Origin of the sequence: Streptomyces sp. NPDC006296, assembly GCF_040613235.1 — a bacterium.
GTDB lineage: Bacteria > Actinomycetota > Actinomycetes > Streptomycetales > Streptomycetaceae > Streptomyces.
In genome coordinates this window covers 43,662-57,039 of the sequence record NZ_JBEXRT010000042.1, presented here as the reverse complement: position 1 = coordinate 57,039, position 13,378 = coordinate 43,662, and the positions used below count along the sequence as shown (strand labels likewise).

Here is a 13,378-nt window from a genome sequence, read left to right as displayed (position 1 = left end):
CGGCCCGGATCCTCGGGGAGTGCCTCGGCACCGAGAACGCCCAACTCCGTTCCGCCGGAGGCTTCGACCACTGCTGGGTCCGTGCGGCCGGGACCTCCGCGACCCGCCTCAGTGCGGCAGGTGCGGGAAGCGCAGCTCGGTGCGGCTGCGTGCGGTGCCGCCGGGGCGGAGCACGGTGCTGGGCCAGTCCGGCCGGTTGGGTGAGTCGGGCAGGTGCTGGGTCTCCAGGCAGAGGGAGCCGTGCCGTCCGTGGCGGCGGCCGGCGCCGTCGGTGAAGGAGCCGTCGAGCTGGTTGCCGGTGTAGACCTGGATGCCGGGCTCCGTCGTCCACACCTCCATGATCCGGGCCTCGTCCGGGGCGGTGAGGCGTGCGGCGCGGTGCAGGGCGTCGCCGGAGCGGCGCAGGACCCAGCAGTGGTCGAAGCCTCCGGCGGAACGGAGTTGGGCGTTCTCGGTGCCGAGGCACTCCCCGAGGATCCGGGCCGCGGTGAGGTCGAACGGGGTTCCGCCGACCTCGGCCGGGGGGCCGAGGGGGATGCCGTCGTCGTCCACCGGGAGGTAGGCGTCGGCGTCGACCTCCAGGCGGTGGCCGAGGACGTCGTCGTGGCCGGCCAGGTCGAAGTAGGCGTGGTTGGTCAGGTTCACGACGGTGGGGCGGTCGGTGACCGAGGCGTAGTCGACGGCCAGGGTGCCCGCCGTGTCCAGGGTGTACGTGACCGTGGTGTCCAGCGCTCCGGGGAAGCCCATGTCCCCGTCGGGGCTGTGGAGGGTGAGCCGGACGGACACGCTGTCGCCGGTGCGGTCCGGGGCGGCCGCCCAGACCCTGGTGTGGAAGCCGTCCGGTCCCCCGTGCAGGGCGTGGCCCCGGTCGTTGGCGGGGACGTGGTGCTCGGTCCCGTCGAGGACGAATCTGCCGTGGGCGATCCGGTTGGCGTAGCGGCCGACGACGGCCCCGAAGTAGGGGTGTGTGGCCGTGTAGTCGTCGAGGGTCGCGAGCGACCGGACGACGGAGGCGGCGGCTCCCGCGGTGTCGGGGACGGTGAGGCGGTGCAGGGACGCGCCGTAGGTCAGTACCTCGGCACGGACGCCCGTACCGCTGTCGAGGGTCCACAGGTCGGTCCGGGTGCCCTGGACGGAGCCGAAGGGGGTGCGGTGCACGGTGGGGCGCGGCATCAGAGGTCCTCGGTGTGGCCGGAGTCGGGGCCGGGTGTGGTGGATTCGCGGACGACGAGGCGGTAGCCGGGGCGCGGCCTGCGCGGTTCGGCGACGGGTGCGCCCGAGAGCTGCTCGACGAGGCTGTCGACGGCGAGGCGGGCGATGGCCTCCTTGTCGGGGGCGATGGTGGTGAGCGTGGTGGTGGTGTAGCGGCTCTCCTCGATGTCGTCGAAGCCGACGACGGCGACGTCGTCGGGGATGCGCAGGCCCCGTTCGGTGAGGGTCCGCATGGCGCCGATGGCGATCAGGTCGTTGTAGGCGAAGACGGCGTCGGGGCGGTCCCCCCGGTCCAGGAGCTGCGCCATGGCGGCGGCGCCGTCCTCCCGGCCGTAGCCGTCGGTGACGACGACGAGGGATTCGTCGGGGGTGATGCCGGAGGCGGTGAGTTCCTCGCGCCAGCCCCGCAGGCGCAGGTGCGCGGGCTGGCGTTCCTGGCCGGTGCGCGAACCGAGGAAGGCGATCCGCCGGTTGCCCTGGGCGACGAGGTGGCGGACCGCCGCGCGGGCCGCCGCCACGTTGTCGATGGCGATGTGCTCGTACGGTGCCTCGTACTCGCGCTCGCCCAGCAGGACCAGCGGCGCGGTCTCGGTGCGCGCCATGAGGTCCTCGGGCTCCAGGTGGATGGGGCTGAGGATCAGTCCGTCGATCACATGGGACCGGAATCCCTGGCTGACCAGCAGCTCCTTCTCCCGGAGTCCGGCGGTGTGGTCGACCAGGACGGTGTAGTCGTGCCGGGCGGCGGCGTCGATGACCGCTCCGGCGAGTTCCGCGAAGTACGGGTTGCCGAATTCGGGGACGGCGAGGGCGATGATGCCGGTGCGGCCCTTGCGCAGGTGACGGGCCGTGAGGTTCGGCCGGTAGCCGAGCTCGTCGATCGCCTTCTGCACCTTGGCGCGCATGGCTGGTGTGACGTGCTGGTAGTGGTTCACCACGTTCGACACGGTCTTGATGGACACGCCCGCCCGTTGCGCAACGTCCTTGAGGCTGACGCCCACGGCACTCCTTGGTTCGGCTCGGCTCGGCTTGGCTCTGTGGCCGGCCCGGGCGGGCCGGCTCGTCGTCAGGTGCTTCTGCGACTGCGCGCGAGATAGCGCTGGGCCACCACGACAACGATAAGGAAGCCGCCGCTGACCACCGACTGGTAGGAGGAGTTGAGCGAGCCGATCTGGTTGATCAGGTTCTGGATGACGGCCAGCAGGAGGACGCCCCAGAGGGTTCCGCTGATGGAGCCGGCGCCGCCGACGAGGAGGGTGCCTCCGATGACGACGGCGGAGATCGCGTCGAGTTCCATGCCCACGCCGACGATGGTGACGCCGGAGGACAGCCGGGCCGCGTTGAGGGCGCCGGCGAGTCCGGCGAGCAGGCCGCTGAGCGTGTAGACGAGGATCTTCGTCCGGGCGACCGGCAGGCCCATCAGGGTGGCCGCGTCGCTGCTGCCGCCCACGGCGAAGAGGGTCTGCCCGAACGAGGTGCGCTGCAGGACGAGCCCGCCGGCCCCGAACAGCACCAGGGCGATGACGATCGGGTAGCCGAAGCCCCAGACGCTGCCCTGGCCGAGTTCCCCGAAGGCGGAGTCCTTGGGCACCAGGTAGGTGGTGGCGCCCTCGTCGGTGAGGGTGAGCAGCAGGCCGCGGGCGCCCAGCAGGGTGGCGAGGGTGACGATGAAGGGCGCCATGTTCCCGCGCGCGATCAGGACCCCGTTGAGCAGGCCGATCCCGCCGCACACCACGAGGGGCAGCAGCAGTGCGGCGAGGAATCCGTACTGCGAGGCCCAGGCGGCGAGCACGCCGCCGAGGGCGAAGACCGATCCGACGGACAGGTCGATGCCGCCGGTGATGATGACCAGCGTCATGCCGAGGGCGACCACGGCGAGGAAGGACGCCTGGATGGTGACGCCGCGGGCGTTGTCCAGGGAGGCGAACGTCGGATAGATGAACGACGCGGCGACCACGACGGTCAGCAGGACCGCGAGGACGCCCTGGCGCTGGAGGAGTTCGGCGGCACGCAGGCGGCCGGTCCGCCCGGGCGCGGCGGGGCGGGACGCGGACGCCTGGGTCGGCACCGGGGCCTGGGGGGCGGTGGCGGGCTTGGTTTCGTTCATCGGGACCGACGCTCCCGGGCGACGTAGACGGCGGCGATGATGATGGCCGCCTGGGCGATCTGTGCGGTGGAGTCGGGCAGGTCGTGCTTGACGAGCGTGGCGCGGAGGAGCTGCATGAGCAGGGCGCCCGCGACGGTGCCCAGGACGCGTACGGAGCCCCCGTTGAGGGGGGTGCCGCCCACGACGACCGCCGTGATGGCGGAGAGTTCCATGAGGGTGCCGAGCGAGGACGGGTCGCTCGCGGTGAGCCTGGCGGTGGCGAGGATGCCGGCGAGCGCGGCGAGCACGCCGCAGAGCACGTACACACCGATGAGGACCCGCTTGACGGGCAGTCCGGCGAGCGCGGCGGCGGAGCGGTTGCCTCCGACGGCGACGATCTGCCGGCCGAAGGTGGTGCGCTGCACCAGGAAGGCCACGGCGACCGCGAGGATCCCGGCGATCCAGACGACGAGCGGCACCCCGAGGAAGGAGCCGGTGCCCAGCGACAGCAGGTCGGGGTTGACGATCTGCTTGAGCTGGCCGTCGGCCATGACGAGGGCGAGTCCGCGGCCTCCGACGAAGAGCGCGAGGGTGGCCACGATCGGCTGGAGGCCGACGAGGGAGACGAGGCTGCCGTTGACGGCTCCGACCACGGCGCCCGCCAGGAGGGACACGACGAGGGCGGGGACGAGCCCGTACCCGAGGTAGAGCGGGAGGAAGGCGGCGGCGAGCGCCATGGTCGAGCCGACGGACAGGTCGACGCCCTCGGTGCCGATGACCAGGGCCATGCCCAGGGCGACGATCACGATGGGGGCGACCTGGACGAGCTGGGTGCGGAAGTTGTCCGCGGTCATGAAGTGTTCGGTGAACAGCGCGTTGAAGAGCAGCACGACCGCCACGGCGACGTAGACGCCGTAGCGCTGGTACCAGGCGGGGTCGCGCAGCCGGGCCGGCACGCCCGTGGGCCCGGGGGGCTTGTCGCTCTTCGCGGACGGGGCGACGGCGGTTCGGGTCATCGGGGGTCCTCCTGGGCGGCCGGTGCCCGGTCCGCCGTCTGCGGTGCGTGGTCGGCGAGCACTTCGAGCAGCCGGTCCTCGGCCACGTCGTCGCCCGACAGCTCGCCCGCGACGGCGCCGCCGCGCAGGACGACGATCCGGTCGGCGCCCTCGATGAGTTCCTCGATGTCGGAGGAGATGAGCAGGACGGCGAGGCCCTCGCCGGCGAGGTCGTCGATGAGGCTCTGCACCTCGGCCTTGGCTCCGACGTCGATGCCCCGGGTGGGTTCGTCGAGCAGGAGGACCTTGGGTTCCAGGCAGAGCCAGCGGGCGAGCAGCACCTTCTGCTGGTTGCCGCCGGAGAGCTCCCCGACCTTCTGCTCCGGGCTGGACGCCTTGATCCGCAGACGCTTCATGAAGATGTCGACGATCCGGTCCTGCCGGGCGCGCGAGACGACACCGGCCCGGGAGAGCCGGGGCATGGCGGCCAGCACGATGTTCTCCCGGACGGAGAGTCCGGGCACGATGCCCTCGGCCTTGCGGTCCTCGGGGAGCAGGCTGATGCCGGCCCGGATCGCGGCGGCCGGGGTGTGCCGCTTCAGGGGGGTGCCGTCGACGGTGAGTTCGCCGGCGTCCAGGTGCAGCGCGCCGGAAAGCGCCTTGGCGGTCTCGCTGCGGCCGGATCCGAGGAGTCCTCCGAGACCGAGGACCTCGCCCCCGTACAGCGACAGGGATATGTCGTGGAGCTGGAGGCGGCTGGAGAGGCCGGTGGCGGTGAGCACGGGCGTACGGGCGGCCTCGTGGCCCTCCGCGGCGAAGCTGGTCACGCCGGAGCGCCGCACCTCGGAGAGGTCGCGGCCGAGCATCATCGAGACGAGCTGCATCCGGTCGAGGTCGGCGAGGTCGCCGGTGTGGATGTGGCGTCCGTCGCGCAGCACGGTGACCCGGTCGCAGATCCGGTAGAGCTCGTCCATGCGGTGGCTGACGTAGAGCACGGCGATGCCCTGGTCGCGGAGGTTGCCGATGACCCGGAAGAGGGTCTCGACCTCGCGCGGTTCCAGCGAGGAGGTGGGCTCGTCCATGATGACGACCTGGGCGTTGACGGACACGGCACGGGCGAGCGCGACCATCTGCTGGGTGCCGACACCGAGGGTGTGCAGGGGGCGCCGGGGGTCGGCGTGCACGCCGAACCCGTCGAGCAGTTCGCCCGTCTCCCGGTGCATGCGGGCGAAGTCGATGAGCCCGAAGCGGTTCCTGGGCTCGCGGCCCAGGAAGATGTTCCTCGCCACGCTCATCAGGGGGACGAGGTTGACCTCCTGGTAGATCGTGGAGATCCCGGCCTGCTGCGCCTCGAACGGCCGGGCGAACCTGACCGGTTCACCCGCCATCCGGAGCTCGCCGCCGTCCGGCCGGTACACACCGGTCAGCACCTTGATGAGGGTCGACTTGCCCGCACCGTTCTCCCCGACCAGTGCGTGGGTCTCCCCCGCACGCAGGGAGAAGCCGACGTCGTCGAGGGCGACGACGCCCGGGAACCGTTTGCTCACCGAGCGGGCTTCGAGCACGGCGGAGGCCGTGTCCCCGGCGGCCTCCGGTGCCTGGGGTACTGCTTCGGGTGGTGCCATGGGTCGTTCAGGCCTTCCGCTGTCCGAGGGGTGAGGGCCCGGGGGCCGCCGTGGCCCGGTGCGGGTGCCACGGCGGCCGGGGCCGTTGGTGCCGGGAGCGGATCAGTACGCCCCGCCGAGCGATTCCTTGGCGTTGGTCTCGTCGTAGGCGCGGTCGGTGATGATGACGTTCTCGGGGATCTCCTCGCCACCGTAGAACTTCTGGGCGGTCGCGAAGGCGAGCGGCCCGAAGCGCGGGTTGGACTCGATGACGGCGTTGTAGTCGCCGTCGGCGAGGGCCTGGACGGCGTTGCGGGTGCCGTCGACCGAGACGATCTTGACGTCCTTGCCGGGCTTCTTGCCCGCGGCCTTCAGGGCGGTGACGGCGCCGAGGCCCATCTCGTCGTTCTCCGCGTAGACGGCGGTGATGTCCGGCTTGGACTGGATGAGCTGCTCCATGACCTGCTGGCCCTTGTCCCGGGCGAACTCGCCGGTCTGCTGGGCGACGATCTCGATGCCGGGCGCCTCGGCCTTGATCTGGTCGACGAAGCCCTTGGTCCGGTCGGTGGTGACGTTGTTGCCGGAGGCGCCGAGGAGGATCGCCACCTTGCCCTTGCCGTCGGTCGCCTTGATCATGGCGTCGGCGGCCCGCTTGCCCTGCTCGACGAAGTCGGAGCCGAGGAAGGCCACGTAGTCCTTGCAGGCCGTGGAGTTGACCTTGCGGTCGACGGTGAGGACGGGCACCTTCTTGGCCGCCGCGGCCTTGAGCGCCGGCTCCAGGCCGTCCGAGTTCAGCGGGGCGATGATGAGGAACTGGGCGCCCTGGGACAGCATGTCCTGGATATCGCTGATCTGCTTGGACAGCTGCGACTGCGCGTTCGTGGTGAGCAGCTTCTTGACCCCGACCTTGGCCGCCTCGTCCTTGATCGACTGGGTCTCGGCGATACGGAACGGGTTGGCCTCCTTCTCCGACTGGGAGAAGCCGACCACCGCGTCCTTCAGGTCGATCTTGGGCGCACCGTAGGTCTGCAGCGAGCAGCCGGGACCCGAGGCGGCCTCGGGGGACTTGGCCTCCTGCGCTCCCTGGCTGCTGTCACCGCCGGCGTCGTTCGTGGTCTCCGACTTCGAGCAGCCGGACACGGCCAGCGTGGCGGTGGCGGCGATCAGGCAGGCCGCGGCGAGGGTTCGGGATCGACGCTGGATCATCATGCGCGGGACGCTCCTTGGCGGGGTGACGGCACGCTGTTCGGCGTGCGTCGGGCATGGCGGGACGGTGCGTCAGCCGCTGGGCGGCAGATGACGCGGTATCCCTCACGACCCCGCTACGAGCTGCGGAAACTGCGGTCGTGAGGGCCTGTGAGGCCTCTCGGCGGCTCGGTTTACAACGTTATATAGGCGTAGTGCGGCAGGCGGCAAGAGAGTTGTCGATGCGTTTCCAAAATGTGTCGCCCCGGGGGCCCGCTCCCCCGAGAGCCGCCGCCGGAGCCCGTTCGCACCAGGTGCTGCGCCACCCCTGGACACCGGCTTGACCGCGTGCTGTCATACCGCCGACATCACTTTCCAACGTTGCAAGCACCTGGTCGTGTTCGCGCGCCCCGGACACGGCAGCCTCCTTCGCCGTGCGCCGGCCCGGTCCGGGCCGGTCCCCCCTGTCCGGCAGAGCAGAAGCGGAGTCCCCACACGATGCCCCTGAACCGCAGGCAACTCATGACCGGCGCCCTGGCCACCGTCGCCGCGACCACTGCGGGCGGCCGCTGGGCCGGCACCGCGACCGCGGCCGAGGGGGTGATGGCGGCGGCGCGGGGCGGCCACTACTCCCCCAACGCCGCGCCGTTGCACCCCACCGCCTTCCTGAAGCTGCCTCCCGGGCGGGTCACCGCCCGGGGCTGGCTCGCCGGACAGCTCAGGCTCCAGCTGGACGGACTGTGCGGCCGCTACGAGGAGATCTCGCACTTCCTCGACTTCGAGGCCTCCGGCTGGGTCCGCCCCGACCGGGACGGCTGGGAGGAAGTCCCCTACTGGCTGCGCGGGTACACGGACCTGGCCATCGTCACCGGTGACGCGTCGGCGCTGGCCGGTGCCCGCCGCTGGATCGACGCGATCCTCGCCACCCAGCAGGCGGACGGCTTCTTCGGGCCGAAGTCCCTGCGGACCTCGCTGAACGGCGGCCCGGACTTCTGGCCCTTCCTGCCGCTCGTCCAGGCGCTGCGCTCCTGGCAGGAGTACGACGGCGACACCCGCATCATCCCGTTCCTCAGCAGGTTCTTCCGGTACATGAACGCACAGGGCCCCGGCGCCTTCGACACCAGCTGGATCGCCCTGCGCTGGGGCGACGGACTGGACAGCGTCTACTGGCTGTTCAACCGCACGGGCGACCCCTTCCTGCTCGACCTCGCCGACACGATCCACCGGTACGGCGCCGACTGGGGGGACAACCTGATCGACCCCCACAACGTCAACATCGCGCAGGGCTTCCGCGAGCCCGCCCAGTACGCCCTGCGCAGCGGCTCGCCGCAGGACACCCGGAACACCTACGGGACGTACGCCAGGGCCATGGAGCAGTACGGCCCGTTCCCGGGCGGGGGCTTCGCCGGCGACGAGAACGCCCGGCCCGGGCACAAGGACCCCCGGCAGGGCTTCGAGACCTGCGGGATCGTCGAGTTCATGGCGAGCCACCAGCTGCTCACCCGCATCACGGGCGACCCGCTCTGGGCGGACCGCTGCGAGGAGCTGGCCTTCAACTCGCTGCCCGCCTCGCTCGACCCGTCCGGCCGGGCGGTCCACTACATCACCAGCGCCAACAGCGTCGACCTGGACGACGTGCCGAAGCGGGACCGGCAGTTCCAGAACGGCTTCGCCATGCAGGCGTACCTGCCCGGCGTCGACCAGTACCGCTGCTGCCCGCACAACTACGGCATGGGCTGGCCCTACTTCACCGAGGAGCTCTGGCTCGCCACCCCGGACGGCGGGCTGGCGGCCGCGATGTACGCGCCCAGCGAGGTCACCGCGAAGGTCGCCGACGGCACCGAGGTCACCTTCACCGAGGAGACCGGCTACCCGTTCACGGACACCGTCACGCTCACCCTCGCGTCCCCGGAGCCGCTGGCCTTCCCGCTGGTGCTGCGCGTCCCCGCCTGGTGCTCCGAGCCGGACGTACGCGTCAACGGCACCCGGGTCGCCGCACCGGCCGGCCCGGCCTTCACCCGGATCGAACGGACCTGGGCCGACGGCGACCGGGTCACCCTGCGCCTGCCCCAGCGGACCAGCGTACGGACCTGGACGGACAACCACGGCTCGGTGAGCGTGGACCACGGCCCGCTGACCTACTCGCTGCGCATCGGGGAGTCGTACGAGCGCATCGGCGGCAGCGAGCAGTTCCCGGAGTACGCCGTCCACGCGACCACGCCGTGGAACTACGGCCTCGTCCTGGACGGGGCACGGCCGGCGTACGCGCTGCGCCGGCGGTCCACCGGACGCGCCCCCGGCGACAACCCGTTCACCCTGGAGGGCACCCCGCTCGTGATGACCGCCCGGGCCCGCCGGATCCCCGAGTGGAGCGCCGACGACGAGCACGTGGTGGCGCCGCTGCGGACGAGTCCCGCCCGGAGCACCGAGCCGGTGGAGGAGGTCACCCTCGTCCCGATGGGCGCGGCACGGCTGCGGATCACGTCCTTCCCGACCGCGAGCCCGGACGGGACGCCCTGGCAGGCCGACCGCTGGTACCGGATCGGCAACCGCCATGCGGACAAGGTGCTGGGGGTGGACGGCATGTCCACCGCGAACAGCGCCCACGTCGTCCAGTTCGGCGACACCGGGACCGCCGACCACCTGTGGCGGCTCGTGGCCAACGGCGACGGCTGGTACCGCATCCGCAACCGCCACTCCGGCAAGGTGCTCGGCGTGGACGGCATGTCCACCGCCGACAGCGCGCACGTGGTCCAGTTCGACGACAACGACACCGCGGACCACCTGTGGCAGCTGGTGCCGGACGGCGACGGCTGGTACCGCATCCGCAACCGCCACTCCGGCAAGGTGCTCGGAGTGGACCTGATGTCCACCGTAGACAGCGCGCACGTCGTGCAGTACGCCGACAACGGGACCGCCGACCACCTCTGGCGGCTGCTCTGAGGAGCAGCGGCTTCCGGTACCACTCCCCGCACCGCTCCGGTGCGGGGAGTCCGTCCCTCCACCGAGGAGATCCGGGAATGACGTCAGCACCCGCACCACGCCGTCGCACCTTATGGAGACGGCTGACCGCCGGCACCGGCCTGCTGGCCCTGCTCGCCACCGCACTGGTGGGGGCGGGCACCGCTCCGGCGGCGGCCGCACCCGCGGCCTGGGCACCGAAACCGGCCCCCATGACGACGCCCTGGACGAACCAGGTGCCGGTCGACAACCCCCTGCCCGAGTACCCGCGCCCCCAGCTCACGCGCCCCGACTGGGCCAACCTCAACGGCATCTGGGACTTCGCGGTGACCGGCCGCGACGCCGGACAGCCGGCGTCGTTCTCCGAGCAGATCAGGGTGCCGTTCGTCGCGGAGTCCTCGCTCTCGGGCATCAAGCGCACGATCAGGGAGAGCGACAAGCTCTGGTACAAGCGCACGTTCACCGTGCCGTCGAACTGGAACGGCCGCCGGGTCGTGCTCAACTTCGGGGCGTCCGACTGGCAGAGCACCGTCTGGGTCAACGGCACCCAGGTCGGCGCCCACAAGGGCGGCTTCGACTCGTTCGCGTACGACATCACGCCCCGGCTCAACGGCGGGACGAACACGGTCGTCGTCTCCGTGTACGACCCGACGCAGACCGGCGGCCAGGCCGTCGGCAAGCAGCGCATCAACGACGTCGACCCTCATCCCGGCGGCGGCATCTTCTACACCGCGGCCTCGGGGATCTGGCAGACGGTCTGGCTGGAGCCCGTCGCGGCCTCGCACGTCACACGGCTGGACATGACCCCGAACCTCGGTGACAGCACGCTGCGGGTGAAGGTGCAGGCGGCGGCCGGCGGCGGCCGGACCGCCCGGGTCACCGTCTCCAGCGGCGGCACCGTGGTGGGGACGGCCACCGGGGCACCCGGCGGTGAGATCTCCGTGCCCGTGCCGAACCCCCGGCTCTGGAGCCCCGACGACCCGTTCCTGTACGACGTCCGCGCCGAGCTGCTCGACGGGACGTCCGTGGTGGACACGGTGGGGAGCTACGCGGGCATGCGGTCCATCGCCGTGGCGAAGGTCGACAACATCCTGCGTCCCGTGCTCAACGGGAAGTTCGTCTTCCAGACCGGCACGCTCGACCAGGGCTACTGGCCCGACGGCATCTACACGGCCCCCACCGACGCCGCGCTGAAGTCCGATCTCCAGGCCCACAAGGACCTCGGGTTCAACATGGTCCGCAAGCACATCAAGGTCGAACCGCAGCGCTGGTTCTACTGGGCGGACAAGCTGGGCCTCCTCGTCTGGCAGGACATGCCCGCCATGGACACCGGCAAGACGCCGGACAGCGCGGCGCGGACCCAGTGGGAGGCGGAGTACCACGCGGTCATCGACCAGCACCGCAGCTCTCCCTCGCTCGTCATGTGGGTGAACCAGAACGAGGGCTGGGGGCAGTACGACCAGGCCAGGATCGCCGACGAGGTCAAGGCGTACGACCCGTCCCGGCTGGTGAACAACATGAGCGGGGTGAACTGCTGCGGCTCGGTGGACGGCGGCAACGGGGACGTGGTGGACAACCACATCTACGTCGGTCCCGGCAACACGGCGCCGACCGCCACCCGGGCCGCGGTGCTCGGTGAGTTCGGCGGGCTGGGCTACAAGGTCCCGGGCCACGAGTGGTTCCCGGGCGGCGGTTTCAGCTACGAGGACCAGGCGAGCGTCTCCGCGCTGAACAACCGGTTCGTCGGGCTCATCGACGCCATCAGGACCGGCCAGCTGCCGGCCGGACTGTCCGCCTCGGTCTACACGGAGATCACCGACGTGGAGAACGAGGCGAACGGGCTCCTCAGCTACGACCGGCAGGTCGTCAAGGTCGACACCGCGCGGGTGAAGGCCGCCAACCAGGCGCTCGTCCAGGCCTCGAAGACCCCGGCACCGCCGGTCAGCCTGCCCACCGGGCAGTACAGGTCGCTCCGGGTCACCACCCCGGGGCACACGAACAAGTACCTGCGCCACTCCGAGGGCCTCGCGTACACCGCGGTCGTCGACGGCGCGAGCAGTGCGCTGCTGAAGAGCGACGCGACCTGGAAGGTCGTCACGGGCCTCGCGAACGGCAACTGCTACTCGTTCGAGTCCCGGAACTACCCCGGCGAGTACCTGCGGCACCGGGAGTTCCGGGTCCGCAGGGACGCGAGCGACGGCTCGGCGCTCTTCAAGGCCGACGCCACCTGGTGCGCGGTCGCGGGTCAGGGCGGAGTGCGGCTGTCCAGCGCCAATCTGCCCGGGAGCTATCTGCGCCACATCGGCTCGGAGGTGTGGCTGGCCACACCGGGCGGCACACACGCCTGGGACAACGCGGCCACCTTCACCGAGGACACCACCTGGGCCGTGGACGGGCCCTGGGCACCCTGAGGTGAGCGTCCGGGCCCGGCGGCCGGCGCCGGGCCCGTGCACGTCACGGCCGGCCGTGAACCCCGCGACGGGGCGCGCGGCCGGCCGTTCCGCTGCCCGTCCCGTCACCGACCGCGGCCGCTCCGGTCCGGCAGCGGGGCGGGGCCGGGCCTCACGCGGGCCCGGCCCCCGGGGCGACGGCCTCCAGGTCGGCGGGTGAGCCCGCCATGATGGTGCGCACGTGCCGGGTGATGTGCTCCAGGGGCCAGTCCCACCAGGCGGTCGGCAGCAGCCGCGCGATGTCCTCCTCGCTGTGGCGGCGGCGGATCAGACGGGCCGGGTTGCCGCCCACGACGCCGTACTCGGGGACGTCGTCCACGACCACGGCACCGGAGGCGATGACCGCGCCGTGGCCGATCCGGACGCCGGGCATGACCGTCGACCGGTATCCGAACCACACGTCGTGGCCGACGACGGTGTCACCGCGGCCGGGCAGTCCGGTGATGAGGTCGACGTGCTCGGCCCACGATCCCCCCATGATCGGGAAGGGGAAGGTCGAGGCGCCGTCCATACGGTGGTTGGCGCCGTTCATGAGGAACCGCACCCCCTCGCCCAGGGCGCAGAACCTGCCGATGACCAGCTTCTCCGGCCCGTAGTGGTAGAGCACGTTCCGGGTCTCGAACGCGGTCGGGTCGTCGGGGTCGTCGTAGTAGGAGAACTCCCCCACCTCGATGAGGGGGGAGGTGACGAGCGGCTTGAGCAGGACGACCCGCGGCTGCTCGGGCATGGGGTGCAGCACGTGGGGATCGGCGGGTACCAGGGGCATCGCTGGGTGCTTCCTTCCTCGAAGTCTGTCGGCTTCAGGATGCCGGACCGCCGGACCCCGGGACGCCGGACCCCTGAGACCTTCGGGGCTCGGGGTCTCCGGGTCTCCCGGCTCCCGGGTCT

At 71.5% G+C, this 13,378-nt stretch carries 9 protein-coding genes; 2 read left to right on the top strand and 7 right to left on the bottom strand.

The features are described from left to right. Positions 1-108: 108 nt before the first annotated feature. The 6 genes from ABZ172_RS24935 to ABZ172_RS24910 all read right to left on the bottom strand — a co-directional run bounded on the left by ABZ172_RS24935 (position 109) and on the right by ABZ172_RS24910 (position 7,103). A complete protein-coding gene (locus ABZ172_RS24935) occupies positions 109-1,173 on the bottom strand; it encodes an aldose epimerase family protein (RefSeq protein ID WP_356886605.1) in 1,065 nt (354 codons plus the stop codon). Next, positions 1,173-2,210 carry a LacI family DNA-binding transcriptional regulator gene (locus ABZ172_RS24930; protein ID WP_356886603.1) on the bottom strand — a complete coding sequence of 346 codons (1,038 nt, stop codon included), beginning with the start codon at positions 2,208-2,210 and terminating at the stop codon, positions 1,173-1,175. The genes ABZ172_RS24935 and ABZ172_RS24930 overlap by 1 nt, the downstream gene beginning before the upstream one ends. A gap of 65 nt (positions 2,211-2,275) precedes the next feature. Continuing rightward, positions 2,276-3,316, bottom strand: a complete 1,041-nt coding sequence (locus ABZ172_RS24925) for an ABC transporter permease (protein WP_356886601.1) — start codon at positions 3,314-3,316, stop codon at positions 2,276-2,278. Continuing rightward, complete coding sequence (locus ABZ172_RS24920) at positions 3,313-4,311, bottom strand: ABC transporter permease (protein ID WP_356886599.1); 999 nt, start codon at positions 4,309-4,311, stop codon at positions 3,313-3,315. Before ABZ172_RS24920 ends, ABZ172_RS24925 begins: the two co-directional genes overlap by 4 nt. Further along, positions 4,308-5,915 carry a sugar ABC transporter ATP-binding protein gene (locus ABZ172_RS24915; RefSeq protein ID WP_356886597.1) on the bottom strand — a complete coding sequence of 536 codons (1,608 nt, stop codon included), beginning with the start codon at positions 5,913-5,915 and terminating at the stop codon, positions 4,308-4,310. The genes ABZ172_RS24920 and ABZ172_RS24915 overlap by 4 nt, the downstream gene beginning before the upstream one ends. Positions 5,916-6,017: 102 nt before the next feature. Next, positions 6,018-7,103, bottom strand: a complete 1,086-nt coding sequence (locus tag ABZ172_RS24910) for an ABC transporter substrate-binding protein (RefSeq protein WP_356886595.1) — start codon at positions 7,101-7,103, stop codon at positions 6,018-6,020. Positions 7,104-7,577: 474 nt separating this feature from the next. On the opposite strand from ABZ172_RS24910, the gene ABZ172_RS24905 reads away from it, so the two are divergent. After that, entirely contained in the window at positions 7,578-10,022 is a 2,445-nt protein-coding gene (locus ABZ172_RS24905; protein ID WP_356886593.1) for an RICIN domain-containing protein, read from the top strand. A 77-nt stretch (positions 10,023-10,099) separates the two neighbouring features. Further along, entirely contained in the window at positions 10,100-12,451 is a 2,352-nt protein-coding gene (locus ABZ172_RS24900; protein ID WP_356886591.1) for an AbfB domain-containing protein, read from the top strand. A gap of 151 nt (positions 12,452-12,602) precedes the next feature. On the opposite strand, the gene ABZ172_RS24895 is transcribed toward ABZ172_RS24900, so the two are convergent. Next, positions 12,603-13,256, bottom strand: coding sequence for a CatB-related O-acetyltransferase (locus ABZ172_RS24895; protein WP_356886589.1), 654 nt, complete (start codon positions 13,254-13,256; stop codon positions 12,603-12,605). Positions 13,257-13,378: the final 122 nt, after the last annotated feature.

Coding starts and splice junctions, on each gene's coding strand:
- ABZ172_RS24920 (WP_356886599.1), bottom strand. CDS start 4,311: ATGACCCGAACCGCCGTCGCCCCGTCCGCGAAGAGCGACAAGCCCCCC.
- ABZ172_RS24895 (WP_356886589.1), bottom strand. CDS start 13,256: ATGCCCCTGGTACCCGCCGATCCCCACGTGCTGCACCCCATGCCCGAG.
- ABZ172_RS24900 (WP_356886591.1), top strand. CDS start 10,100: ATGACGTCAGCACCCGCACCACGCCGTCGCACCTTATGGAGACGGCTG.
- ABZ172_RS24935 (WP_356886605.1), bottom strand. CDS start 1,173: ATGCCGCGCCCCACCGTGCACCGCACCCCCTTCGGCTCCGTCCAGGGC.
- ABZ172_RS24905 (WP_356886593.1), top strand. CDS start 7,578: ATGCCCCTGAACCGCAGGCAACTCATGACCGGCGCCCTGGCCACCGTC.
- ABZ172_RS24925 (WP_356886601.1), bottom strand. CDS start 3,316: ATGAACGAAACCAAGCCCGCCACCGCCCCCCAGGCCCCGGTGCCGACC.
- ABZ172_RS24910 (WP_356886595.1), bottom strand. CDS start 7,103: ATGATGATCCAGCGTCGATCCCGAACCCTCGCCGCGGCCTGCCTGATC.
- ABZ172_RS24915 (WP_356886597.1), bottom strand. CDS start 5,915: ATGGCACCACCCGAAGCAGTACCCCAGGCACCGGAGGCCGCCGGGGAC.